The following is a 25664-nucleotide window of genomic DNA, read 5'->3' as shown; positions in this document are numbered from 1 at the left end:
TGTTGAAATCGACATTGTTTTCGCTGTCAGCACACGTTCTGGCGGGCAGAAACGTGACAACGTCACGTTAACAATCCGCGCTCCCTTACTAAAGGTAGACCGCGCGTCATGTCGCTTCAGGAATTTTCATCAAGGTGTGACTGGGTGCAGCATCATTTCGCGGATTAACCCCGCCAGTTGGACGACCGCCTGCTCCTCCCGCTCGCCCCAGCCCCATGAGGTATTGAAACGGAAAAACGGTGTCCAGATATTGGAGGTGGAAAACATCTTGCCGGGCGCAATGCTGATTTGATGGGTTAACGCCTTCTCACTCAACCGCCCCGCATCCAGCTGTTCAGGCAGTTCAAGCCATAAAAAATAGCCGCTGTCGTTATGATGGATTTTGACGCCGGCAGGCATATGACGCAAAAGCGATTGCCAGGCCTGCTGTTTGCGTTCAGCAAGCGTGCGTCGCAGGCGACGAAGGTGGGCGTCGTAACGTTTGGTCGCCAGGTAATCTACCAGCGCCAGTTGCATGGGAGAGCTGGTGGACAACGTACTCATCAGCTGCAACTGCTGAATACGGCGCGCATGTTTTCCCGCCGCCACCCAGCCAATACGGAAACCGGCCACCAGACACTTGGAGAATGAGGAGCAGTGCAACGTCATATCCTGCTTATCCCAGGCCTTTGCCGGAAGCGGCTTTTCGCGGCCAAAGTAGAGTTCGCTGTAAACATCGTCTTCAATCAGCGTGACGTTATGCCGGGTGAGTAAGGCCACCAGCTGAGCTTTCTTCTCTGCACTCAGCGTGAAGCCGAGCGGGTTCTGACTGTTGGTCATCAGCCAGCAGGCTTTCACCGGATAATCATTTAACGCCTGCTCAAGGGCATTGAGATCGATGCCCTCACGCACGTCAGTGGCAACCGACAGCGCTTTCAGTTTCAGACGTTCAAGCGCCTGGAGTGCGCCATAAAAACAGGGGTTTTCAACGATAACCCAGTCCCCTGGTTCAGTCACAGCCTGCAAACTGAGGTTGAGCGCCTCAAGCGCGCCCGCGGTGATCACAATTTCATCCGGGGAGATATTCATTCCCTGCTGAGCGTAGCGACGGGCAATGGCATGACGTAAGTCGACGTTACCCGGCGGCAGGTTTTCGATCACGCTCATGGCGGTAGCCGTTTTGCTGACGTTAGCCAGCGATCGGTTGAGTTGCTGAAGCGGGAAAAGGCGCGGATCGGGAAACGCCGAGGCAAAAGGGACAACGGAGGGGTCGCGGCTGGCCTGTAGCACGTCGAAAATATAGGTGTTGATGTCGACCACTTCATCGCGCATCACCTGCGCGGGCGGTGCAGGCTGGTGTGTGGTCGGGCGGGCGGCAACGTAATAGCCTGACTGCGGTCTGGCAACAATGCGCCCCTGACTTTCCAGCATCTGATACGCGTGGCCCACGGTCATAAAACTCATGCCGCTGCTTGCCACCTGCTCTCGCAGAGAAGGCAGCTTATCGCCCGGCAACCATACGCCAAGCTCAATCTGCGAGATAATTTGTTGCGCCAGACGCTGGTATTTTTTCATCAGATTCTCCTTATTGCTGACAGTGTATATCAGCAGGAGAAAAAGAGAAGATTTTGCTAACTGTTATAGGAAACGCGGCAGATTACTTGCGGTACTCTGTAATGTGATTCTGAGCAGAACGCGCTGCGGCCAGGTGGTCGAGCGTGATCATCGACGATTTGCAGAAAATGCATTTCGCGCCGAACGGATTTTTGTCAGACACATCAAAAGCTGAGGTGCGGTACTGCGAGCCATGACAGCATGGGCAGCGGAAATGGATATAAGAAGTCATAGGATTCTCCTGTAAACGTAAAAACGTAAATTACTCATGAGCCGATCAGGCAATAAATGGTTCGATACAAAACTAATCGGAATGTAGATAAAGACCCAAGAGAGGCTGCGGAGAGGCACAACGTGATGAGAACTGCTTTATAAAACTACGTCAGATATTTATTTGGATTCAAAACCAGAAATCCATTAACGCATGTTGCTGGCGACAAAGCAAGCTGTTTAATGCGTAAAAATCATAAAAAGAAATTTTTTATTCTTCCTTGTTACCTATATCAGCCAGATAAAGTTCAGCTTTTCCCACAACTGTTATAGATAAATTATCGATTTCTGCTTCTGATATCTCACTTGCCGCCTCTCTATCATAACAGTACACCGTTTAACATTGAGGCAGTGCATGTTTGGTCCAGATGCGTTTCATCTTGCGCGAATACAGTTCGCCTTTACCGTATCCTTTCATATTATTTTTCCGGCGATAACCATTGGCCTGGCGAGCTATCTCGCCGTGCTGGAAGGGCTGTGGTTGAAAACAAAAAATCCCGTCTGGCGCTCGCTGTACCATTTCTGGTCGAAGATCTTCGCCGTCAACTTTGGGATGGGTGTGGTCTCCGGCCTGGTGATGGCTTATCAGTTTGGCACTAACTGGAGTGGGTTTTCCCAGTTCGCGGGCAGTATTACCGGCCCCCTGCTGACCTATGAAGTGCTTACCGCGTTCTTCCTTGAGGCGGGGTTCCTCGGGGTAATGTTGTTTGGCTGGAATAAGGTCGGGCCGGGGCTGCACTTCTTTTCGACCTGCATGGTCGCACTGGGGACCCTCATGTCTACGTTCTGGATCCTCTCGTCAAACAGCTGGATGCAGACACCGCAAGGGTATGAAATCATCAACGGTCAGGTCGTTCCGGTGGACTGGTTTGCCGTGGTGTTTAACCCCTCCTTCCCTTACCGCCTGCTGCACATGTCGATAGCGGCATTTCTCAGCAGCGCGCTGTTTGTCGGTGCTTCCGCGGCCTGGCATTTGCTGCGCGGAAACAATACGCCCGCTATTCGCAACATGTTTTCCATGGCGTTGTGGATGACGTTGATCGTGGCCCCAGTCCAGGCGCTGGTGGGGGATATGCACGGGCTTAACACCTTAAAACACCAGCCAGCGAAAATAGCCGCCATAGAAGGCCACTGGGAGAATCCGCCGGGTGAGCCTACCCCACTGCTGCTATTTGGCTGGCCGGATATGGAGCAGGAACGGACCCGTTTTGGCCTGGAAATTCCCGCTCTCGGCAGCCTGATCCTGACCCACAGTCTCGATAAACAGGTTCCGGCATTGAAGGAGTTCCCAAAAGAAGATCGCCCGAACGCCACCATTGTCTTCTGGTCTTTCCGCATCATGGCCGGCCTGGGAATGTTGATGCTGCTCCTGGGCGTGACGGCAATCTGGCTGCGTTATAAACAGCGCCTTTATACCTCACGTTCCTTCCTGTGGTTTGCCCTGCTGATGGGGCCGTCCGGGCTGATCGCGATCCTCGCCGGATGGGTAACAACGGAGGTCGGCCGCCAGCCCTGGGTCGTCTATGATCTACAGCGTACAAAGGATGCGGTTTCCGCGCATGGCGATCTGCACATGAGCGTCAGTTTGCTGGCCTTCTTCGTGGTTTACACCGCGGTATTCGGCGTGGGTTACAGCTATATGGTGCGTCTGATTAAAAAAGGGCCGCAGCCCCATGGATCCTTCGCGACTGAATCCGATGGCCGCCCTGCTCGTCCGCTTTCTGCCGTCACCACTGAATTTAAGGAGTAACCGTAATGGGTATCGATCTTTCCATTATCTGGTTCGTGATTATCGTTTTCGCCACGTTGATGTATATCGTGATGGACGGTTTTGATTTGGGGATAGGCATCCTGTTTCCGGCAACGCCGAATGCGGACGACCGCGACGTGATGGTCAATAGCGTGGCTCCCGTCTGGGATGGCAACGAAACCTGGCTGGTGCTTGGCGGTGCGGCCCTGTTTGGCGCCTTTCCTCTCGCCTATGCGGTTATCATCGACGCGCTAACCATTCCACTGACAATAATGCTGATCGGGCTTATATTTCGTGGCGTCGCCTTCGAATTTCGCTTCAAGGCCACTCCGGCGCACCGCCCGTTCTGGGATAAGGCCTTTATTGGCGGATCAATTGTGGCGACCTTTAGCCAGGGCATCACCGTCGGCGCGGTCATCCATGGGTTCAGCATCACTGGTCGCGCTTACAGCGGTGGTCCGTTTGACTGGTTTACCGCGTTCAATTTTTTCTGCGGTGCGGGTCTTGTAGTGGCTTACGCGCTGCTAGGTTCAACGTGGCTGGTAATGAAAAGCGAAAATGCCCTGCAACAGCGGATGCGTCAGGTATCGAAAGTGCTTCTGCTCCTGCTTCTGGTATTCATTGCAGTAATCAGTATCTGGACCCCTCTCGCCCAACCAGCTATTGCTGCGCGCTGGTTTACGCTGCCGAATCTGTTTTATCTGCTGCCCGTTCCTGCGCTGGTTGCGATCCTGAGTCTGTGCCAGTGGCGCTGCCTGAACGATCCTGCGAGCCATACTCTGCCGTTTGTTATGACATTAGGGCTAGTTTTTCTTGGCTTTAGCGGGCTTGGGATCAGCATCTGGCCGCATATTATCCCGCCGGACATTACCCTGTGGCAGGCCGCTGCGCCAGTCCAAAGCCAGGGCTTTATGTTAGTGGGTGCACTGTTGATCATTCCCGTGATTCTGGTCTACACCTTCTGGAGTTATTACGTTTTTCGCGGAAAAGTACAGCATGGGGAGGGTTATCACTGATGCAACAACCTGTATGGAAACGTTTGATGTGGCTTGCCATCATCTGGGGCGGCAGCGTTCTGGCGCTGGCCTGCGTAAGTATGCTCTTTAAAATGCTGATGGCCGCAGCCGGATTTAAATCGCACTAACTCACTGACCGGGTGCGCCGCCGCCCGGTCCCTTCCCGCACTTTCAGATAAACCCCATTAACACTCAGGAGGGTATGGTTACACTGAAAAAATATTTACGGTATTGATAGTTTGAGAAAAAAAATGAAAAAGCTCGCGGCAGTAAGTTTAATCAGCCTCGCACTGGCTGGATGCGTTAATCCTGGTAAAGCCTCCGTTCAGACCGAACAGCTAGAGAATCATCGTTTCGTTCTGGAAAATGTGGATGGCAAAGCGGTTAAAGGCGGGAAAAACCAGCCTGAAATTCGCTTCAGTGCGCAACCCAATATCAGCCTGATTAACAACATTGTCGTCTCCGGCACAATGTGCAACGGCTTCAACGGCCAGGGGAAACTGTCCGAAGGAGAGTTGACGGTCAAAACGCTGGCAATGACGCGGAAACTCTGCACCGAGCCGCAGCTAAATGAACTGGATCAGACCATCGCCGATATGCTACGCACAGGCGCACAGGTAGACCTGACCGAAGACCAGTTAACCCTGGCGACAGCCAATAAGACATTGATGTTTAAGCGAGTTGAATAACTCAGTAGCTTCCGCACGAACCTACGGCAAGCGACTGCTCACTACAGCGTTTGCCATTTGGCAATGCGCACATGCCGATGGCGGAGCCATCGAGCTGACGGGCAACGGAGAGTGAACCGCCGATCATTGCGCAGTTGGCCTGACCTGAACTGGACATCGCCGCCCGCATACCTGGCGTAACGTGTGCCGCTGTCGCCTGCTGTACAGGTTCATTGCTGCATGCCGACAACAGTAACGCGGCACATCCGACCCAAAATGCTGAACGCATACCTTCCTCCCCATAATTAACGCGAAACCTATGCATAATAGGCATCACGCGCCGCATCGTCGAGAGCGGATGTGCGTATTTATGCGCCCTGGTAACAATTTCTCGCAATTTTTTAACACGAATAGCCTACGAGTCATTGATACAGCGCATACCAAGGACACAAAAGCGAAAATCGTAAAACCTGAGCTTTGCTAAAATACACAGATAATATTCAGGGTCTGTCGTCGTTTTACAGGCCCCTCTTTTTGCGCAATGTAAGGGTGTTGTCCTATGCAAACTATTGACGGCAATGGTGCAGTCGCGTCTGTTGCGTTTCGTACCAGCGAAGTGATCGCCATCTACCCCATCACTCCCAGCTCCACGATGGCTGAACAGGCTGACGCCTGGGCTGGTAATGGGATAAAAAACGTCTGGGGCGATGTCCCGCGGGTTGTAGAGATGCAGTCCGAAGCCGGTGCCATTGCCACCGTGCACGGTGCGTTGCAGACCGGTGCCCTGTCGACCTCGTTCACGTCGTCTCAGGGGCTGCTGTTGATGATCCCCACGCTTTACAAGCTGGCAGGGCAATTAACGCCGTTTGTGTTGCACGTCGCCGCACGCACCGTAGCCACTCACGCTCTCTCTATTTTTGGCGACCACTCAGATGTGATGGCCGTGCGTCAGACCGGCTGCGCTATGCTCTGCGCCAGCAGCGTGCAGGAAGCGCAGGACTTCGCGCTGATTTCGCATATCGCCACGCTGAAAAGCCGAGTGCCATTTATTCATTTCTTCGATGGTTTCCGTACGTCCCACGAGATCAATAAAATCGTTCCGCTACCGGACGACACTATTCTTAATCTGCTGCCGCAGGCTGACATCGATGCGCATCGCGCTCGCGCCCTCAATCCGGAACATCCGGTGATCCGGGGTACCTCTGCGAACCCGGATACCTATTTCCAGTCCCGCGAGGCGACAAACCCGTGGTACAACGCGGTCTATGAACACGTTGAACAGGCGATGGACGATTTTGCCGCTGCGACGGGCCGCGAATATAAGCCGTTTGAATATTACGGTCATCCGCAGGCCGAGCGCGTGATCGTCCTGATGGGCTCCGCCATTGGCACCTGTGAAGAGGTGGTTGATGAGCTATTGACGCGTGGTGAAAAAGTTGGCGTGCTCAAAGTTCGCCTCTACCGTCCCTTCTCAGCGAAACACCTGCTCGCAGCCCTGCCGGACAGCGCGCGTGCAGTGGCGGTACTGGACCGCACCAAAGAGCCTGGCGCACAGGCTGAGCCACTTTATCTGGATGTGATGACCGCTCTGGCTGAGGCGTTTAACCGCGGTGAGCGCGAAACGCTGCCGCGCGTCATTGGCGGGCGTTATGGATTGTCTTCCAAAGAGTTCGGACCGGAGTGCGTCCTGGCGGTGTTTGCTGAACTCCGCGAGGCAAAACCGAAGCCGCGCTTTACGGTCGGCATTTATGATGACGTGACTAACCTTTCTCTGCCCTTGCCGGAAAACACCCTGCCCTCGACTGCGAAACTGGAAGCGCTGTTCTACGGTCTGGGTAGCGACGGCAGCGTCTCGGCAACCAAGAACAACATCAAAATTATCGGCAACTCTACGCCGTGGTATGCGCAAGGGTATTTCGTCTATGACTCCAAAAAAGCGGGCGGACTGACCGTCTCCCACCTGCGCGTCAGCGAACACCCGATCCGCTCGGCATACCTGATTTCTCAGGCGGATTTTGTTGGCTGTCACCAGCTCCAGTTCATTGATAAATATCAGATGGCCGAGCGCCTGAAGCCCGGCGGTATTTTCCTGATCAACACCCCTTACAGCGCCGACGAGGTCTGGGCACGCCTGCCCCAGGAAGTGCAGGCGGTGCTTAACCAGAAACAGGCGCGCCTGTATGTCATTAACGCCGCGAAGATCGCCCGCGAATGCGGCCTGGCGGCGCGCATCAATACGGTTATGCAGATGGCGTTCTTCCACCTGACCAATATTCTGCCGGGCGACAGCGCGCTGATGGAGCTTCAGGGTGCAATCGCCAAAAGCTACAGCAGCAAAGGTCAGGAACTGGTTGAGCGCAACTGGCAGGCGCTGGCGCTGGCCCGCGAATCGCTGTTCGCGGTGCCGTTGCAGCCGGTCAATGCCAGCAGTCCGAACCGGCCGCCAGTGGTGTCTGACGCCGCCCCGGATTTCGTCAAAACCGTCACGGCGGCGATGCTTGCCGGACTGGGCGACACCCTTCCCGTCTCTGCGCTTCCGCCTGACGGAACCTGGCCGATGGGCACGACCCGCTGGGAAAAACGCAACATTGCCGAAGCGATTCCCATCTGGAAAGAAGAGCTGTGCACCCAGTGCAACCACTGCGTGGCGGCCTGCCCGCACTCGGCCATTCGCGCCAAAGTGGTGTCGCCAGAAGCGTTAGATGGCGCGCCGGAAAGTTTGCACTCGCTGGATGTAAAATCCCGCGATATGCGTGGTCAGAAATATGTCCTACAGGTGGCGCCGGAAGACTGTACCGGCTGTAACCTGTGCGTCGAGGTGTGCCCGGCGAAAGATCGTCAGGACCCGTCAATCAAAGCCATCAATATGATGTCGCGTCTTGAACATGTTGAAGAAGAGAAAGTGAATTATGATTTCTTCCTCGACCTGCCCGAAATCGATCGCAACAAGCTGGAACGCATTGACATTCGTACCTCGCAGCTCATCACCCCGCTCTTCGAGTACTCCGGGGCGTGCTCCGGCTGCGGCGAAACACCGTATATCAAACTGCTCACTCAGCTTTACGGTGACCGAATGCTGATTGCCAACGCGACGGGCTGCTCGTCGATCTACGGGGGTAACCTGCCGTCCACGCCATACACCACCGACGCGAACGGTCGCGGCCCGGCGTGGGCAAACTCGCTTTTCGAGGACAACGCAGAATTTGGTCTGGGATTCCGTCTGACGGTCGATCAGCACCGCGCCCGCGTAATGCGTCTGCTGGCACAGTTTGCCGATAAGATCCCGGCAGAACTGAATGATGCCCTGCATGCGGAGGCCACACCTGACGTTCGTCGCGCGCAGGTTGCTGAACTGCGCAACGCGCTTCAGGGTGTTGAAGGGGCTGAACAACTCCTCACTGATGCTGACGCGCTGGTTGAAAAATCTGTCTGGCTGATCGGCGGCGACGGGTGGGCCTACGATATTGGTTTCGGTGGTCTTGACCATGTCCTGAGCCTGACCGAAAACGTCAATATTTTGGTGCTCGATACTCAGTGCTATTCCAACACCGGCGGACAGGCCTCGAAAGCAACGCCATTGGGGGCGGTCACGAAATTTGGTGAGCACGGCAAGCGCAAGGCGCGTAAAGATTTGGGCGTCAGCATGATGATGTATGGACACGTCTACGTCGCGCAGATTTCGCTGGGGGCGCAGCTCAACCAGACGGTGAAAGCCATTCAGGAAGCGGAAGCGTATCCAGGGCCGTCGCTGATTATCGCCTACAGTCCGTGTGAGGAGCATGGCTACGATCTGGCGCTCAGCCACGACCAGATGCGTCAGCTCACCGCAACCGGCTTCTGGCCACTGTACCGCTTCGACCCGCGCCGTGCCGATGAAGGGAAATTGCCGCTGGCGCTGGATTCGCGTCCGCCGTCAGACGCCCTTGCCGAAACCTTACTTCAGGAGCAGCGTTTCCGCAGGCTGAACGCTCAACAGCCAGAAGTGGCAGAGCAGCTATGGAAGGATGCGGCAGCGGATCTACAGAAGCGTTATGACTTCCTGGCGCAACTGGCGGGGAAAGCCGAAAAATCGACCAGTGAATAACTTTATGCCCGGCTTGTCCGGGCATTTTTTTGCCAAAAAAAGCCCGATGCACGTGCACCGGGCGAATCCAGAAGATCGGTGAAAATTGCCTCAATGTTCTGAACAATATTCACGTGAATTATGGATGAAAAAATCTTAAAGGCATATAACGGCGTGGAGGTTACCTTGTTTTCCACGTAATTAATAATTTTTATTTTGTATTGATTATCATAATTCATTCATGACATCTATCGTTATTTCAACCGCATCATTTAGTTTAGATTTTACTTAACCCGTAACAATTATATTTTATTCATCCGCCGTCAGAGTGATTTAGCATGGGACAGCTTTCCAGCCCGGAAAGTTCACGAAGTAATAAAAAAATAACTGCAAAGGAATAATCAAAATGCAAAGAAAAGTACTGGCACTGATGATCCCCGCTTTGTTAATGGCTGGCGCCGCTCACGCAGCTGAAATTTATAATAAAGACGGCAATAAACTGGATCTGTATGGCAAAGTAGATGGTCTGCATTATTTCTCTGACGACGCGTCTAAAGATGGCGATCAAACCTATATGCGACTGGGCTTCAAAGGTGAAACCCAAATCAACGACATGATGACCGGCTTCGCACAATGGGAATACAACATTCAGGCAAACAACACCGAAGGTTCTGACAATCAGTCCTGGACGCGTCTGGCCTTCGCGGGTGTGAAGGTGGGCGATTACGGCTCCTTCGATTACGGCCGTAACTATGGCGTCCTGTACGACGTTGAAGGCTGGACCGATATGCTGCCAGAATTTGGTGGCGACTCTTATACTTATGCCGATAACTTTATGACCGGTCGTGCAAACGGCGTGGCGACCTACCGTAATACCGACTTCTTTGGTCTGGTGCAGGGTCTGAACTTCGCGGTGCAGTATCAGGGTAATAATGAAGGTAATAACTGCGACGAGAATTTCTGCTCTACCAATGAAGGGACCAACAACGGTCGTGATACACGTCATGAAAATGGTGACGGTTACGGTATATCCGCAACCTACGATTTCGGCATGGGCTTCAGCGCAGGTGCGGCATATACTTCATCTGACCGTACCAACGATCAGGTAAATTACACTACTGCGGGCGGCGATACTGCGGATGCATGGACCGCAGGTCTGAAATACGATGCCAACAACATTTATCTGGCAGCAATGTATTCCGAAACCCGCAATATGACGCCGTACGGCGACAATGCAGATGCGGTGGCAAACAAAACCCAGAACTTCGAAGTCACCGCACAATATCAGTTCGATTTCGGTCTGCGTCCGGCTATTTCCTATTTACAGTCCAAAGGTAAAGACCTGGGCAATGGCCAGGACGATAAAGATCTGGTGAAATACGCTGACGTCGGTGCTACCTACTATTTCAACAAAAACATGTCCACCTATGTTGATTATAAAATCAACCTGCTGGATGAAGATGATTCGTTCTACAAAAACAATGGCATCGGTACGGATGACATTGTAGCGTTAGGTCTGGTTTACCAGTTCTAATCCCGTTAGCCCGCAGCGATCTGCGGGCTAATTTTATCGCTGTTTCGCCTGTTCTTTGCGAAAAGAGAGATAACCAATTACCCCGCTGTCGCCATCCATAGGGTGATTTACTCCATCCATTACCGCCACTTCCGGGAAGTCGAATGGCGTGACATTTTCCAGACAGGCGACATTCACACCATATTCATTGGGATTGGAACGTCGTTGATGGAACGTGTAAATACCGCAAATCGAACAGAAGAAATGGCGCGCCGTGCCGGTGTTGAAACGGTACTCTGTGAGCGTGTCCGCGCCCTGCGTCACCTTAATGCCCGTCAAAGGCGCTGAAACCACTACCGCCCCACGCATCCTGCAAAACGAGCAGCTACATCGACGTGCGGTATTCAGGCCGTCCGTCAGCTCAACCGTAAATTTCACCGCCCCACAATGACACTGTGCATGACGAATATCAGCCATTGTTATACTCCTTTTCTCACTAACTCAGCCGCTTTTAAAAAGACCTCATCTTCGACACCATCCCCCTTCTGCCTGCCGAGCCTTACCAGCTCAGCGACAATACTTTCACGGTTGATGATCTTCTGGGATGAAACCAGCCCGATAACGGCGGCACCAATCGCCAGCCCAACTAATCCTGTCTGCTCGTCTTTATTTTTCATAGAAGCGCTCCCTTGTCCCCCTCAAAAGCGTAGCAGGAGAAATGTAAAACGCGCTGGTACGCGGGAATGAGATCCGTGCTTTATCTCAGCTGTTCGCCAGGCAAAACAGTAGGGGTTCTGAGCGGTTATCAGACAACGTTGAAGAGGACAACATGAATAGCGGTGCGCATAGAGAGGCCGAATGGGTGTTAAAACCGCCTTCGAAAAGGCGGCAGGTCATTACTCTGGATCTTTATCGCCTGATTCAGGCGCTGAGCCAGGATCATCTTTCGGTTTTTTTCCATCCTTATCCGGGTTATCCGGGCTGGGATTATAATCAGGATGGTCACCATTAACGGGACGGTCAGTCATTTTCACCTCCGTTTTTACTGCGTAAGCTGTAAGTGTAGACAACCCTTCAGTCTTAACCAAACTTCTCCTGTGGAGCTCATTTGTAAATCGTGCTGGCATTCGGCGCTGCAATCCGTACCATACACGACACACTTTCGCATGCTGGTTTTTACCGGTAGCCGCAAACCCGTCTTTTATCGCTAACCAGATGGGGCACGTAAATGCGCAGATGGTGTATGAAATCTATGCTACATGGATAGAAGAGATGAACACGAAGCTGACGCTTTGAAATCGTTTTCCTCACCCTGTGCCCCATTTGAGATCTGAGTAACGAATAGATGCAACAAAATCAAGAAATTAACAAGAAAGAACAGTACAACCTGAATAAGCTACGCTGATTTTTCCAACTCATTGATATCATTTATTTTCTCAACTTATTCAATTAGTTATAGCATAATAACTTCTCCCTAAAGCTACCCAGACCTACATTTTCAGTGCCCTTTTTTTGCCCCTATTCCGCATTTTTGCCCCTAAATTTGCCCCTAACTTTACTCAGTGCGTACCTCATTTTCTCCCTGCCCTATACTTTCAGTCTGAGTGACTGGAGGTTTCTATGTGTGGACGTTTTGCACAAGCACAAACCCGTGAACAATATCAAGCTTACCTGGCCGACGAAGCCGATCGTGACATTGCCTATGACCCGGAACCTATTGGACGCTACAACGTTGCGCCCGGTACCAAAGTTCTGCTGCTGAACGAACGCGACGAGCAGGTGCATCTCGATCCAGTGTTCTGGGGCTATGCGCCCGGGTGGTGGGATAAGCCGCCACTGATTAATGCTCGCGTCGAGACTGCGGCCACAAGCCGCATGTTCAAACCTCTCTGGCAACATGGCCGGGCGATATGCTTCGCCGACGGATGGTTCGAATGGAAGAAGGAAGGCGACAAGAAACAGCCCTACTTCATTCACCGGGAAGATGGCCAGCCCATTTTCATGGCGGCGATTGGCAATACGCCATTCGAGCGCGGCGATGATGCACAAGGCTTTCTGATTGTAACGTCTGCAGCTGATAAAGGTCTGGTCGATATTCACGACCGCCGGCCTCTTGTTCTGTCACCTGAAGCGGCACGCGAATGGATGCGCCAGAACGTCGGGGGAAAAGAAGCAGAAGAGATTGTCGCTGACGGCACGGTTCCAGCCGACAAGTTTATATGGCATGCCGTTACTCGTGCAGTGGGGAATGTGAAGAATCAGGGGCCGGAACTAATCGAGCCGATTTCGTGAGCTGCGTATTCATATCTGTAGCCCATCGTCTATTGCATGATTGAAGAAGAACGTCGTCCGGCCCAGCACTTCAATCTGCTCCAGCGCTGCTCCTTATATCGCCTCTCCATCATCAGTTATGAGCGCCCTGCCCATTAGCTTGGCAAATTGTGTGTGGCCATCGCTAAGTATTAACAACACATCTCCGGGTGTCTTGTTCACTACAGGTTCGATAATCGCAAACCCCAAATCAGTTTCGAGTACACGACTATCGGCACCCATGTTGCACAATACTTCGGGAGTGGGCTGGCGCTCGACGTAATCGGAAGCGGGTGATGCAAATCCCATCAGTGAACCCTCCCCATATTGCGTAAGATCCAGTAACGATTGTCACTGCCGTCTGTCGTCTTGTTAGCGAAGCCTAGCTGGTTGCGCTCTATCCATGAATTTGCATCGGCCCTAGTGAAATGCCAGCTGAACTCCCGCAACTTTTCAATGAAGTCGTCAGTTCTCAGGTAACGATAACCCTTAGGGTTAAGCTGTATAGACGCAACGAAAGCAATTTTTATGTCTTATATGCGTGACATCATGACCTCAAAAAAGCACTGTGTATATGCACAGTATATTTTGAAGATGCGAATGGTCAATCCTAGTATTACCTATCAATCTTTTACAATGAGTAAGCCATTGAGATAATTGGAGACTACAAGATTTTACAGTGAACAGATGGCGACATCATAGATAATCGCCATTTTTTCTGTCTAGAAGATCTCCGATTAAAATCTAATACTAAATATATTTTTCATGTGCGATTAAAATTTACCCGTCACATATTTTATATTTTTTAATTAAAAAATTTTCCTTGGACTCTATGAATAGATAAAGCCCTCAACGATTAGCCCCATTGAAATCGGTTTTGCTAAATAATAATTTAACACCGACATTTGACAGATGACTCCCGCTGTTATATAGAGATCCTTCGGTAGTGATTATTTTGCATCCTTTATTATCACAAATAAAATCAACAGGTCTAATTATAGTTAGGTTTTCTTTATTAACGATTACAGAATCTAATTTCTTAGCAAATTCTATAGCATCGGTTTTCCCTTTGATATTTTTCTCGTATATAATACCGTCAAATTGGGGTTTAAGATCGGTTATTAATGATAAATACATTTTCTTTGCATCTTCAGTAACAGATGGGATAGGGTAAATAACGATTACATTGTGACCCAATGCCTGGAGAGTTACAATATTCTTAGAAAAAGACTGCCATACCTCATCCTCATTGGCTCTAATGCCATAGCTCAAATTATTCCTACCGTCTTCCAGAGGATTGTTTGTTGCAAGCTTACCCTCCCGGAAGAAATAATAATTTGCTGAGATAATGATATTCTTTCTTTCTTTGAAACTTTTTATAATATTCCATCTACGCTTATTAACTTCAACGCATTCTGGTACATTACCAAACCAAAAATCATTTACGAAAGGGCATTGCTCATAAGTTAATGACATAAGCCCATGTCCTTTTTCTAAAAGTACCTTACTCAAATAAAAGTCTAAAGTACCTGCGTAACTATCACCAATTGTAACCCACGAACTATCACCGTTAGAACAGGCATCATAGGGATCTCTCAAGAAACATGACTCGCTTATTATTCCACTCCTCAAGTTCGCACCAGGGTTGCCCTTAAGCCTACGAAACTCAGGCTCTGAAAAGTTCATATATATATTTTGGGCTTGTAGGGACAACCTTGATATATCCCCATTAGTTGCATGAATATAATAGGAAAAAGTCATTATCATGATAAACGATGTAGTTGCCAGTATTTTCTTGTATAAATTATAACCACCCTTCCTGAAAGGTTTTTCTATAAAATAATATGATATCACTGCGACTAATATGGAAACAAAAATCAACGCCAAGCCAGTGAAAGTGTTTATTTCATAAAATCTTATTCTATAGAAGGCAAAGATTGGTTGATGCCATAAATACAAAGAGTATGAAATCATCCCTATAAATACAACAGGCTTGATCGAAAGTGTTTTACCACAAATGTCTTTGCTGTGATGTGCGAATATTATAAAAAGACACGTACCAATCACAGGAATCAGTGTTAAAAATGAAGGATGGTCTATTTTATCACTCATGAAAGTCAGTGAAAAAATTACCATAGCCATTCCTAGAAATGATAAGTATTTATTACTTCTCCTACCTATAATTGCTACCAAACAACCAGAAAGCAATTCCCAAGATCTTGAAGGTAGCAAATAAAATGCAGCATTTATATTATATTTGGCTTGATAAACAGAAACAGCAAAAGAAATAAACCACATTAAAAATACAATCCAAATGACTCTTTTTTTGAATAATTTTAACATTAAAAAAAGAATCGCAGGAAATATTAAATAAAATTGCCATTCTACAGACAAACTCCATGTATGCAAAAGTGGTTTTAAATCACTTGACTCGGAGACATAGGCATCCTCGCCAAAAAAGTAAACGTTTGATACAAATAGAGCCGAAGCTATTAGGGTTTTACCATAAATTAAAAAGGCATCTGGAAGTAATATTCCGTATGCAGCATAAGAAGCTACAATCAGCATAGCAAATAATGCTGGAAAAATCCTTTTTGCTCTGCTGTTATAAAACCCCCAAAAACTAAAACTATTTGATGCTTCTGAATTAAGAATAATTGAAGAAATTAAGTAACCAGAAAGCACAAAAAAAAACATCAACCCCTAAAAACCCTCCAGGTAAAAGGAACGCGCCATTGAAACTTAATTTGGCATGATATATTAGAACAGCAAGTACTGCAATGGTTCTCAGCCCATCTAATTCAGGTCTGTAATTTATTTTGTGTTTCATTAATTTTATGCGTAAAGTAGTGTGTGTAGTGAAACCTCACGAGTATCATTATTATTAAAGAACAGTCAAGTATTTCATATAGTTTTTGTAGGGTTTATCCCAATTCTTTAACATTTCCATAAGAACTTCTGTGCGACGTCGGTACGTAATTTAATCAAAAGCCAATCAATCAGCTCAAAAAACGCACAAATCCTCGAGGCTGAGTACCCATCTTTATTACTGAAAATCTCAAGCTCTCAGAATATTTAAAACATGAGCCCAACGTGTCCCCCCCACCAAAACAATCGCATTTATTTTTGAGCAATTATTTATAAAGTCACTTCAGTCTTAAATCATTTTAGCACCATCTATGCATATTCCATTTCACCTTTAAATAAAATTTAATTTCTCATCGCGTTTTCAAGATCATCCAGCCTTCTGAGAAGCTGCTTAACCACGGGAACAAGATAAGCGGCACCAACTTCCCCAGGATCGATAATTTTTCCATCCTCGAATGTCTTGCTTTCACCGCTTACTGGGTCAATTACGGTCAGTGCTGATACCGAGATTAACTCCGAATCGAGAGTCTCAATATTTTGTGCGCTATACCCTACCTTTATCTTTTCAGGAGCCCATTTGAAGGTATATCTAATAGGTTTTAGTCCTGATATGAAGTCAACCGCCTCCTCTTCGGTAATCTCTCTTATTATGTTTTTAACGCGCTCGTCAGAAGCTGACGGAGTTATGTCACCATTTGCCGTGCTAATAACGCCAGACGAGTTTCTGAAAAGCCATCTATTTTGTTGTGAACCTGTACTTGCCAGCGCTGGCCCACTGCTACCAATGCTGTTAGCATCAATCCAGTAACCAAAGGATGCACTGGCCGCATAAGTAGATGTTGCCACAATGGATGTAGTGGCTCGCACTATGGCACCGACTGTAGTCCCGGTGTAACTTACCAGCGTACCTGTGGAATAATCGGTGTCAGTCCACAATTGGGCGCGCCCCTTCAACCCACGTATCAAAGTGATATCTTCGTTCTCTCCAGATTTTGCCGCGTAAAGATTAGTGCGAGCGATATCGGCATCAGTTGCCCCGGTTCCGCCGTCCGAAACTCCAACCGCCCCATTGCTCCGTTTCTGGACCAGTTTGCCGATCGCCGGAATGGTTACACGAGCACCGTTGATGGTAACGGTGATGTTCTGGTTTGCTGAGGTGGTGGCGAACGTCTCCCAAGCGCCGATGTTCTCGTCATAATCGTTGATCAGCTGAGACATGCTCTGCGCCAGGCCGTCGACCGAGAGACTATCAGTAACAAGAATGCCGTACTTCTGGCCGCTCAGCGCCGGAGACGCTGCGGGTGTAATCGTCAGTGACGTCGCACTGTTGATGGCCGTGATCTGAAACATCTGTACCGGGTTAGAGAGAACAAACAACGTCTGGCCAACCCGAATCTGGCTGGCCGGTGCCGTCCAGTTCGTGCCGGTGCCGGTGGCTGTATTTCCGTTAATGGCAATGGTGCCAGTGTTATAAAGCATATTTTCTCCAGGCAATAAAAAACCCCGCCGGAGCGAGGTTGATTAAAAAGACAGTTTATTCAGACGTACATATCGGGAAGAACGGGAAGATTCAACGGCGTTACAGTGTCATTACCAAAAATTGCATAACGCTCGCGCCCAAGATATTTCCCCCCCTGAACTGAAGCAATGCCGTTCTGTATTTTTATTCCGAACATTCGATACACGTACATGCCATTCACTTCGTGAGCCATCAGCCCGAATCTCCCCAGCGGAACATAGCCGCTACCGATGCTCACGGCGCTTGTCGAAGGGTTCCAGAGTTGGTTCAGATATACGAATGGCCGTTTTGTGGTTGAAAACGTACAGGCACCGGCAGCATTGAAAATATTGAGGCCGGTACCAGGCTGCGGCGCTACGCCGCTGGCGAAGATAACGATGTCTATCGTACCTGTTGCGGGGGCGTCATCATTCGTGGACGGAGGGCTGAAGAACCTGACCGTATTTCCGTCGAAGTCAATCGTATTGCCGCTGTTGCAGCGTCCAAAAACGATATATTTCGACTTGTCATAACCTGCTATCGAGGGAACCGCCCAACCCCCGGTCGGAACATTAACGGTACCCTTCCAGATACACTGGCCTGACTGTGTGGCATTGGTTATCGAGGTGAAGTCTGTACTGTTGCTGATGAGCAAGCCCACCCCACTTCGCTGACCTGTCGGGAATATCTGCCATAGGCTTCCCGGAAACGTGTAAGTGCTGTCCCGTTCGCTGATGCGGTTGTCTTTCATCGTTGAGTTCTGCGTGACGCGGCCCCCCGATATGGTGACCGAGTTCATCTTATGAAGCAGCCCTGAATCAAGGTAAGCCGTAGCGTGCGGGATAAACAGCACCTGCGCCCCGGAAACATAACCAGTGATGTCCACATACTTTGCTTTCTGGTAGCCAGTATCAAAGCTGCCACCAAAAGACGGGCATCTCAGACCCGCCGTTATCTCCATGCGCTTTCCGCCGTCATTAAGTTCTATCAATAATCCTGTCGGCATCTTATGTCCATGTCCCCAGTACGATCCGGCCACCACCAGGAATGTTGACGGTTAAACCGTTGCCATTAATCACTGTTGTGTTGCCGGAGCCATTGAAAGAAAAATTACCGTTTGTGGCGTAAATCGAGCCGCGAACGGTCACGTTGTTGAACGTCGCGTAGCCTGACTTGTTGATGTGCCAGCCAACGTTCCCCGTGCCGTCCCAGGTTGTGGACTGGATGTAGCTGCCGATTTTGGTGTTGTCGATAGTCCCTTCACCAATCACAGTATTTCGGATAAAGGTCTGCCCGTTCTGGATAACGAACGGAAGGGTCACCGTAGCTCCGGCCTGGTGCGTTACGGCGAAGCGGTCAGCCAGGAAGATAACCTGCGACTGCATACCAGAAGGCGTATTCTCAACGCCGATCCCCATCCCAGCCGCGTAATACTGACCGTTGCTGGATAACCCGACCTTGATGCTGTACATCGCCTTCAGATCCCCGTTAACGTTCGCGATGGCCTGAGCGTTAGTGGTAATGGCTGAGGTATGTCCGTTGATGGTCGCCGTGATGCCGTTTATCTGCGTGGCGGTGGCCTGCTGGTAATCGGAGAAGGTCTGGTTCAGGCTGTTTATGGATGCCTTGTTGCCATTCACGTCAGTCTGCAAACTCAGCAGCGAACGCGCCGTTGCCTCCTTCTCGTTGACGATCACCTCATCAATGCGGTCCAGCTGCGCGCTGTTACCGGCGACCGATGCAGACAGCGTTTTGCGCGCAGCCACCTGCGCCAGGTTGCCCTGAATAATCGCGATGGCGGAGTTCTTCACTCCTCCCGCCATGCCGTCCATAGACACGCTAATGCTGTCGATTCGCTGGCCCAGCGCGGTATCAGCAGTCGCAACGGTCTGCTCAAGCTCTGAGAGAGAAGACGACACATCCCCAACCGTGCTGGAAAGCTCATTAACGCTGGTCTGAACCTTCCCGATGTCCTGCGCGTTTTTTGCGATTTCCTGCGCCTGCAGCTCAAGTTCGTCGTTGGCCTGTTTGATGTCGTCAGCCATGCCAGCAATTTTTTCATTGCTGTCCACCGCATTCTCGATCAGGTCTTTGAACGTATCGGAGTCTTTAATTTCCTCCAGAATCACATCTGTGATGTCGGAAACATCGATGCTGGCCTGTCCTCGTACCCATTCTATGTAACCTGATTCGTTGCCGCTGCGGTCCACCAGCTGCGCGCGGTACCAGAAAATCTGCCCAGCCTTAAGGCCCATCTGCTGATATTTGCGCTGCGGGTAAGGCACATCGGCCAGCAGCATCGCATCGTCCTCGGTACCGGTCAGGCTGTACTGAATTTCCGTCTTCAGCGTGTCGTCGGTATTCGCCGGGAATCCCCAGTTCAGCTCGATACCGAATACCACGTTTTCAGAAGCGATGAAGCCAACCGGCTTCGGTGGGTTGCCCACTTTACCCGTCAGCGTTTTCTCTTCTGAATAGCCCCATCCGGACGAGATTTCTGCGGCATTGATTGCGCGCACGCGCACCAGGTAGCGCCCGGCATAAATCCCCGGGACGTCGAATGACGTGGTGGAGGTGCGCGGCACGTTAACCCAGTTCCCGTCGTTGCGGCGCCATTGCGCTTCATAGGCGATAGCGTTCTGCGCCTGGTCCCAGCTCACGCGCATTGTTTCGACGCTGATATTTTGCTGCACCACAGAAAACGAGCTGATCACGATGTTCGCAGGTGGCGACTGGTTGCCCGGCGGGATCACGCTCACCGGCCGCTGGTCAATGATGGCTCCGGTATCAATGCGATCGAATTTATCCGGATCGTGATTTGCACCGACAATTGTGAACGTGCCGTCATTATTATCAGTTACCGTAATAACGCGATACTGCTGCGCGTAGAGCTCATCAGACTCAATGACCCATACGGCCTCAGCCACAGGCGTTTCACTGTAAGCGGTCGTAACGGTAACTTTATTGCCCGTTATCGACTGAATGGTGCGTGACTGAGAAACACCCGATGGAAGATTGACAATCATCCTGTCGGCTGCCGAAGCATCCGGCGCCCTGTCCAGCGTCAGCACGCGACCATTCACCGCAGAGATACGGCCGCCCAGATCGCGCCCTGAGAGATTTCGGTCCGCTACAGCAATTACATAGCCAGGCTGTGGAATGTTGCCATCTTCCCCTACATTGAAAGTAACAACGCGATCTTTGTTGTTGGTGAGGATCCCCCATCGCCCTTTCCGGTTCGCTTCCGACTGACGGGTACAACCGATCGCAGTTATCTCAAGTTGATTAAACCCATAACGCGCAACCAGCGCCTGCTCAAAAACAGGCTCCATCGCATCAGAATATGCGTTATCAGGATCAGACCAGGACACCAGCGCATTGGTGTAACGGTTCTTTGTGGTGCTGCTGGAATATGTAAAACGCCCTTTAATAACGTTCGCATGCGTGTATGTAATATCAACATCTCTCGGCATGTCCGCCAGCGCCACAATCTGGTCGTCGCCCCAGTAGGTCATCCCACGGAAGATTGCAGCAAAATCACGCAGGACCGTATAAGCGTCGTTGCGTTCCTGAATGTACACGTTGCAGGTATAACGTGGTTCTGTACCACTTCCGCCTTTGCCATCCGATACCATTTGGTCGCAATACTGTGCAACCTGGTAAAGCGTCCATTTATCTATGTTGGCCGTTGTAAGACGATCCCCAAGTCCGAAACGGTCGCTAACTACCAGGTCATAGAAAATCCATGCAGGGTTATCGGTCCAGGCCCATTTAAATGTCCCAGCCCACGTACCGCTATAAGTGCGGGTTTCGGGGTCATAAGTATCTGGAACGCGGATAACGCGGCCGCGGGGCTCGCAGGAGATCTGCGGGATAGAGCCGTTAAACTGGCTGGAATCGAATTCGATATAGAGCAGCGCTGTATTTGGATAGCGTAACTTGGCGTCAATTACCTCAGTAAAACTCTGCAGCGACATCGTGTCGCCGATCTTCGCGCTGTTGGCATCAGAGGTAATCTTACGGAGTCGGATTGTCCAGGTACTGCCAGCCTGAGGTAAATCAATACGGTGGCTGCGCTCGTAACCTGAAGTCGTTTTGCCGGTCACACTGGTATTGAGTACCGTCTGCCATGTGCCACCATCCGTCTGCAGGTCAATCGCATAATTAACCGAGTAACCGACCAGATCGCCGTCGTCCTCCTGCTTGAAAAGCGAAGGCCATTTCAGGCGCAGGCGAACCGCTGAAAGCTGCATATTGGTAAACGTGCGCGTCCACGCTGTAGCGCTCGATACCTCAGTTCCCACGTTGATTTCGTTTTCGGTACCGGGTATGCCCTGAATATATTTTTGCGCCTGAGTTCCCGCGCGAAATTCCCACGTAACGCCGCTGAAGTTTTGAGAGCCGTCAGCATTCTCCAGAGCCGTTCCGTCCAGGTAGATATCTTTCGCCGTCAACTGCCCTGCAAATTCACCCTCACCTAGTGCAACGAGGATTTTCGCCTTTGCTATAGATTGCAGATCGTCAGGCTGTTCCGTAGGGGTCCGGGAATTGGAGTTACCACCCTTGCGGCCTGTAATCGGGGTAGAAGTAACCATATTGCACCCATAAAAAAAGCCACCCTGAGGTGGCTAGATGAAAGATATTTTCGTAAGTAAATTCAATACCAATCTCTGAATGTGTATGTTTGTTCGGTTTCACGAAGGTTTCTCCCGACAATTTTTGATAAAGCTCGAAAATCTGGCTTTATTATTGGGATAAGACTTGCTAAATAAGCAGGGCGATCATTTATAACCCTAACAACTTTCGCCCTTTCACCAATCATCTTCATTTCAATATTACTTTCAGCTATATCAGGAAAACAATTCACAAAAGAATCCATTTCTTTCAAGACATGATCCAGTAGAGAAATAAAAAGCTCTGTCAAATGAACATGATGAACTAACTTTTCTCCTTCCAAATGTAATAGCACAAATTCTAGACTAACTTTACGAGGATCGGCCTTTTGCTGACGACAGATAGTTTGGATTTCCTTTTTTATATCCTCCTCGATTGCATTCCTTTTGTGCAGAACAAACAGAATATAATTATAATTATTTACAAATGCCTTTACCCTCATTAAATTCCGCCAACTTTTACCGAAATCTTCCATTGAAGGTTCAGATGGAACAACGCGAACAATCTTTTGATTAATCCAGCGGGAAATTTTTTGCATTATTGTAAAATTACACGTTTGCTTTGGCTCGATAAAATAATACCTTGCGATATCGACACCTAACTTCTTTCATCAAGCATAGTAAATGGAATTGAAAATGCTCTTTTATATGGATCAACCTCAGTCAAACCAATGTAGTTAGATTTTATTGATACTAGCGAATTCAAAGCTGAAGTTACATCAGACAATAATTTATTTGCCAAATCAAACCGCTCCCTCTCAATCCTGTGCCGCTCCTGCCTTTTATTAAAAGAATAAGCCACACCGGCACCAAGTAGAGCTGAAAAAAAAGCAACAAAGAATGGAAAAATATAGTCCTTGAGCACATCTCCATCTTGCTTGAGCTCCAAAATGGATCTAGCTATGACTAAAGCATCTTGATTCACGATTAATATCCCTATTACAACTTATTCCATATATATAACATCTTTAGAATTGGTCTTCCACATAGATACCAGCGGAGATAATCGCGCCACCTATACGGCGCCGGCCGTACAAAAGTGGTACCGGATTGCCCTGAGCTGTCGTATTTGTGACTCCACCAAAGGCATAACTGGCTTGGTTATCCGCAGATTGCTTACTGGCGAGCCCGGTTGTCTGTGGAGAAAGCATCTGGACTACGCCTCCGATCGCCATTGATGCCCCAATCCCCGCCACAGCGCCCCATCCACCAGCGAAAGCGGTACCACCAATCCCAATCGCGGCCCCTCCCGTGACGAACGCGGCAACAGCGACAAGGGCAACCCCGAGGATTGTCTGAAACACCCCGGCTCGCTTACTGCCGATGATCACCGGCGCGATGCGGATTTCCTCTGAGCTCCTGTCCATACTGAGCTCATCGTTTAAGAGGTTTCGTTTCCCGCTAAATACCGCATAGGTTAAACCTCGTTGCTTACTGGTATTCAGGAAACGCTCAAAACCCGGCACGATAATGCTCAGAGCGCGGATGGCCTCTTTAGGTGAAGCTACTGATAAACGATATTCACGCCCGAAGGTGGCGCCTAGCACGCCGTACAATCGAATTGTGCGGACCGGCTCAACATTGAGTAATGCAGCCATTTTCCCCCCATAGAAACTGCCACAGGCGGTTACCAGAAACAGTCTTTAAAGCGCAGTATTTTCATTGTGCGCTCACGCCAGTAACCGCCATAAGGTACGCGCTGGCTCAGATGCCCATATAGGTGATGCAGTAGCATGTTGCCTTCCAGCAAAATCCCCGCATGATTCCACTTATCAGCCTGAACCTGCATGATCACCATATCGCCAGGTTTTGGCGGCCCGTCGAATTCACGGAATCCGCACTCATACCAGCAATCCTGATAGAAGTTGTCCGGGTAGTCGTTTTCCCACCAGGGGTAATCGACCCGGTAATCGTGAAGCTCTATCCCATGCGTTTGCCGGTAATAGCTCATCACCAGACCCCAGCAGTCGAAGTGGCCAAGCACAAACGGGCGCTCCAGCAGCGGCAGTTCACCACGCGGCTGGATGGTCCGTAAATCCCCCTCCGGCCAGCTCACGATATGCCAGGGTAAAAGGGTTGCATCGCATTGCGCTTTATCCAACTCGCTCGGTTGCGTCGTGGCATTCGGGTGACTGTGAGCGATGGCGATCACCTTCCCCCAGTCTTCTGCAACTGCATAGTCTTCGGGGCAAAGTACAAAATTGTCCTCCGGCGCTGCGGCAAGATTCCGGCACGGGAAATAACGTTCAACACGGCTTTTCTGCGCCACCACGCCGCAACACTCGCGAGGATACTCAACTGCAGCATGGGCCATAATCGCATCGATGGTTTTCTGACGCATATCAGCTCCTGATCAAAGACGTGCACGGAAAACCACCGAACGATAGTTCGTTATTTTCGCCGAATCGAAGTTTGCACGCCCTCAGCGTGCCGTTGCATTCGTCCAAAGACGGATCGCTCACCGGGTTGTTGTTTTTATCGAAATAGCGGGTTCCGGCATAGTCGCAGCCATCGCCGGTGCGATATTTATTCCGGATACACCAGGTACACAGAGAATGAAGTTGACGTGTAGGGATCATCTTTCCCTGTAACGACATCGGGCTATCGAGCACGAATTCGATACTCTCGCCCGGAATTTCGCTGGCTTTGCTATCAATGTAAAAAACTCGTTTTCTGACCTGTTGCGGATCAGCTGTTGCGTTACCTGCAGGGAAGTTCTTCGCATCGAGATAGTGCGAATAGGTGTCATGGATAGTGACTTTCGCCTGTAGCATATCGTCATAGGCAAGGCACAGTGCTGTAATCTTGCTATCGATATCTGCAACCGTGAGCGTTGGCTGGGCACTGTTGCCGTCTGTGGAGGCTTCTAGCCCTTCAATTTGATACGGCCAGGCGGCATATTCTTCCCCCTGCCACCAGATGCTTTTCGCCTCCAGCTTTGATTCATCACCACCAGCGGCGGCGATTTCTTCTTCCGTGTGCGGGAGGTTGTACGCGTGAAATCGCAGTACATCATCCACGCCGAACGTAGAGCCATCAACTTCAATAAGCCGGACTTTGTTGCCGGGCTCAAGGTTTTGATAGTCTGCTGTGATCATGGAGCGTACGCCTGTTTGAATGTTGCGGAAATGGTCAGAACGTTGCTGGATAAGGGCTGTGACTTGATTGATTCGGCCTCAATCCGGTAGAGCCCTGTTTCGCCAACTGGCGATGTCCAGATAAATGACTTCGTGACGTGAGAACGAAAGAACTTCAGGGCCTGAAGCATGTCCGCTTTTTTCCCCGTCAGTGTGACAGGCCATGACTGCTTTTCAGGGTTAATGCCTTCCCCGGCGATCTGCTCATAGCCATCGCCAAAGGTTGCTGAGCGCGTTTTATGGGTAAACGTTCCTTCCATTCCCGCCTGTATCTGTGTTCGCCAGGTGAATGTTTCGATTGCCAT

General features: G+C 50.1%; 25 protein-coding genes and 1 pseudogene. 8 read left to right on the top strand and 18 right to left on the bottom strand.

Annotated features, from left to right (window positions below):
- Positions 1 to 129: 129 nt before the first annotated feature.
- Together O1722_RS11145 and ymcF are read right to left on the bottom strand one after the other, a co-directional pair.
- Positions 130 to 1554 (bottom strand): aminotransferase-like domain-containing protein, encoded by a 1425-nt coding sequence (locus O1722_RS11145; RefSeq protein WP_033487824.1) that lies wholly within the window; start codon positions 1552 to 1554, stop codon positions 130 to 132.
- Between the two features lie 82 nt (positions 1555 to 1636).
- Complete coding sequence (gene ymcF / locus O1722_RS11140) at positions 1637 to 1825, bottom strand: cold shock small protein YmcF (RefSeq protein WP_017693360.1); 189 nt, start codon at positions 1823 to 1825, stop codon at positions 1637 to 1639.
- Positions 1826 to 2218: 393 nt separating this feature from the next.
- Between ymcF and O1722_RS11135 the strand changes: the two genes are divergently transcribed.
- The 4 genes from O1722_RS11135 to hslJ all read left to right on the top strand — a co-directional run bounded on the left by O1722_RS11135 (position 2219) and on the right by hslJ (position 5318).
- Complete coding sequence (locus tag O1722_RS11135; RefSeq protein WP_479954587.1) at positions 2219 to 3613, top strand: cytochrome ubiquinol oxidase subunit I; 1395 nt, start codon at positions 2219 to 2221, stop codon at positions 3611 to 3613.
- A gap of 5 nt (positions 3614 to 3618) precedes the next feature.
- Positions 3619 to 4629 (top strand): cytochrome d ubiquinol oxidase subunit II, encoded by a 1011-nt coding sequence (cydB, locus tag O1722_RS11130; RefSeq protein WP_032653710.1) that lies wholly within the window; start codon positions 3619 to 3621, stop codon positions 4627 to 4629.
- Positions 4629 to 4757: a DUF2474 domain-containing protein gene (locus tag O1722_RS11125; protein ID WP_017693358.1), complete on the top strand. Its 129-nt coding sequence runs from the start codon at positions 4629 to 4631 to the stop codon at positions 4755 to 4757. The genes cydB and O1722_RS11125 overlap by 1 nt, the downstream gene beginning before the upstream one ends.
- A gap of 123 nt (positions 4758 to 4880) precedes the next feature.
- Positions 4881 to 5318: a heat shock protein HslJ gene (gene hslJ, locus O1722_RS11120; protein WP_032653712.1), complete on the top strand. Its 438-nt coding sequence runs from the start codon at positions 4881 to 4883 to the stop codon at positions 5316 to 5318.
- A gap of 1 nt (position 5319) precedes the next feature.
- Here hslJ and O1722_RS11115 read toward each other — a convergent pair whose 3' ends face one another.
- Complete coding sequence (locus tag O1722_RS11115; protein WP_003856935.1) at positions 5320 to 5586, bottom strand: putative hemolysin; 267 nt, start codon at positions 5584 to 5586, stop codon at positions 5320 to 5322.
- Between the two features lie 270 nt (positions 5587 to 5856).
- On the opposite strand from O1722_RS11115, the gene nifJ reads away from it, so the two are divergent.
- Positions 5857 to 9381 carry a pyruvate:ferredoxin (flavodoxin) oxidoreductase gene (gene nifJ, locus O1722_RS11110; RefSeq protein WP_017693357.1) on the top strand — a complete coding sequence of 1175 codons (3525 nt, stop codon included), beginning with the start codon at positions 5857 to 5859 and terminating at the stop codon, positions 9379 to 9381.
- 385 nt (positions 9382 to 9766) lie between these two features.
- On the top strand, positions 9767 to 10894 hold the full coding sequence (gene ompC / locus O1722_RS11105) for a porin OmpC (protein ID WP_017382260.1): 1128 nt from the start codon (positions 9767 to 9769) through the stop codon (positions 10892 to 10894).
- A 33-nt stretch (positions 10895 to 10927) separates the two neighbouring features.
- Here the strand turns inward: ompC and O1722_RS11100 are convergent, their stop codons facing one another.
- The 3 genes from O1722_RS11100 to O1722_RS11090 all read right to left on the bottom strand — a co-directional run bounded on the left by O1722_RS11100 (position 10928) and on the right by O1722_RS11090 (position 11901).
- A complete protein-coding gene (locus O1722_RS11100) occupies positions 10928 to 11350 on the bottom strand; it encodes a GFA family protein (protein ID WP_032653714.1) in 423 nt (140 codons plus the stop codon).
- Positions 11351 to 11352: 2 nt separating this feature from the next.
- Complete coding sequence (locus O1722_RS11095) at positions 11353 to 11550, bottom strand: hypothetical protein (RefSeq protein ID WP_000790642.1); 198 nt, start codon at positions 11548 to 11550, stop codon at positions 11353 to 11355.
- Positions 11551 to 11769: 219 nt separating this feature from the next.
- A complete protein-coding gene (locus O1722_RS11090) occupies positions 11770 to 11901 on the bottom strand; it encodes a hypothetical protein (RefSeq protein WP_017693355.1) in 132 nt (43 codons plus the stop codon).
- Between the two features lie 70 nt (positions 11902 to 11971).
- On the opposite strand from O1722_RS11090, the pseudogene O1722_RS11085 reads away from it, so the two are divergent.
- Positions 11972 to 12169 (top strand): annotated as a pseudogene (locus tag O1722_RS11085) (tyrosine-type recombinase/integrase); the annotation flags it as partial.
- A 324-nt stretch (positions 12170 to 12493) separates the two neighbouring features.
- Positions 12494 to 13165 (top strand): SOS response-associated peptidase, encoded by a 672-nt coding sequence (locus O1722_RS11080; RefSeq protein WP_033487830.1) that lies wholly within the window; start codon positions 12494 to 12496, stop codon positions 13163 to 13165.
- Between the two features lie 93 nt (positions 13166 to 13258).
- Here O1722_RS11080 and O1722_RS11075 read toward each other — a convergent pair whose 3' ends face one another.
- The 12 genes from O1722_RS11075 to O1722_RS11020 form a co-directional block, all read right to left on the bottom strand.
- Positions 13259 to 13492, bottom strand: coding sequence for a hypothetical protein (locus O1722_RS11075; RefSeq protein ID WP_369806292.1), 234 nt, complete (start codon positions 13490 to 13492; stop codon positions 13259 to 13261).
- On the bottom strand, positions 13492 to 13713 hold the full coding sequence (locus O1722_RS11070) for a hypothetical protein (RefSeq protein WP_223230154.1): 222 nt from the start codon (positions 13711 to 13713) through the stop codon (positions 13492 to 13494). The genes O1722_RS11075 and O1722_RS11070 overlap by 1 nt, the downstream gene beginning before the upstream one ends.
- A 319-nt stretch (positions 13714 to 14032) precedes the next feature.
- Positions 14033 to 15880 (bottom strand): acyltransferase family protein, encoded by a 1848-nt coding sequence (locus O1722_RS11065; RefSeq protein WP_100151284.1) that lies wholly within the window; start codon positions 15878 to 15880, stop codon positions 14033 to 14035.
- Between the two features lie 513 nt (positions 15881 to 16393).
- Positions 16394 to 17530 (bottom strand): tail fiber domain-containing protein, encoded by a 1137-nt coding sequence (locus tag O1722_RS11060; RefSeq protein ID WP_127341566.1) that lies wholly within the window; start codon positions 17528 to 17530, stop codon positions 16394 to 16396.
- Between the two features lie 59 nt (positions 17531 to 17589).
- Positions 17590 to 18555 carry a DUF6453 family protein gene (locus O1722_RS11055; protein ID WP_058686501.1) on the bottom strand — a complete coding sequence of 322 codons (966 nt, stop codon included), beginning with the start codon at positions 18553 to 18555 and terminating at the stop codon, positions 17590 to 17592.
- Position 18556: 1 nt separating this feature from the next.
- Complete coding sequence (locus O1722_RS11050) at positions 18557 to 22144, bottom strand: TipJ family phage tail tip protein (RefSeq protein ID WP_100151285.1); 3588 nt, start codon at positions 22142 to 22144, stop codon at positions 18557 to 18559.
- A 62-nt stretch (positions 22145 to 22206) separates the two neighbouring features.
- A complete protein-coding gene (locus tag O1722_RS11045) occupies positions 22207 to 22761 on the bottom strand; it encodes a hypothetical protein (RefSeq protein WP_127341893.1) in 555 nt (184 codons plus the stop codon).
- A gap of 59 nt (positions 22762 to 22820) precedes the next feature.
- Complete coding sequence (locus tag O1722_RS11040; RefSeq protein ID WP_100151287.1) at positions 22821 to 23147, bottom strand: hypothetical protein; 327 nt, start codon at positions 23145 to 23147, stop codon at positions 22821 to 22823.
- Between the two features lie 43 nt (positions 23148 to 23190).
- Positions 23191 to 23820, bottom strand: coding sequence for a tail assembly protein (locus O1722_RS11035; protein ID WP_033487992.1), 630 nt, complete (start codon positions 23818 to 23820; stop codon positions 23191 to 23193).
- Positions 23821 to 23849: 29 nt separating this feature from the next.
- Complete coding sequence (locus O1722_RS11030; RefSeq protein ID WP_033487993.1) at positions 23850 to 24563, bottom strand: C40 family peptidase; 714 nt, start codon at positions 24561 to 24563, stop codon at positions 23850 to 23852.
- Position 24564: 1 nt separating this feature from the next.
- Positions 24565 to 25320 carry a phage minor tail protein L gene (locus tag O1722_RS11025; protein WP_033487994.1) on the bottom strand — a complete coding sequence of 252 codons (756 nt, stop codon included), beginning with the start codon at positions 25318 to 25320 and terminating at the stop codon, positions 24565 to 24567.
- Complete coding sequence (locus O1722_RS11020; RefSeq protein ID WP_033487995.1) at positions 25317 to 25664, bottom strand: phage tail protein; 348 nt, start codon at positions 25662 to 25664, stop codon at positions 25317 to 25319. Before O1722_RS11020 ends, O1722_RS11025 begins: the two co-directional genes overlap by 4 nt.

It is taken from the genome of Enterobacter cloacae complex sp. HYC003_NIDB (genome assembly GCF_056673375.1).
This window is presented reverse-complemented; position numbering and strand designations above follow the sequence as displayed.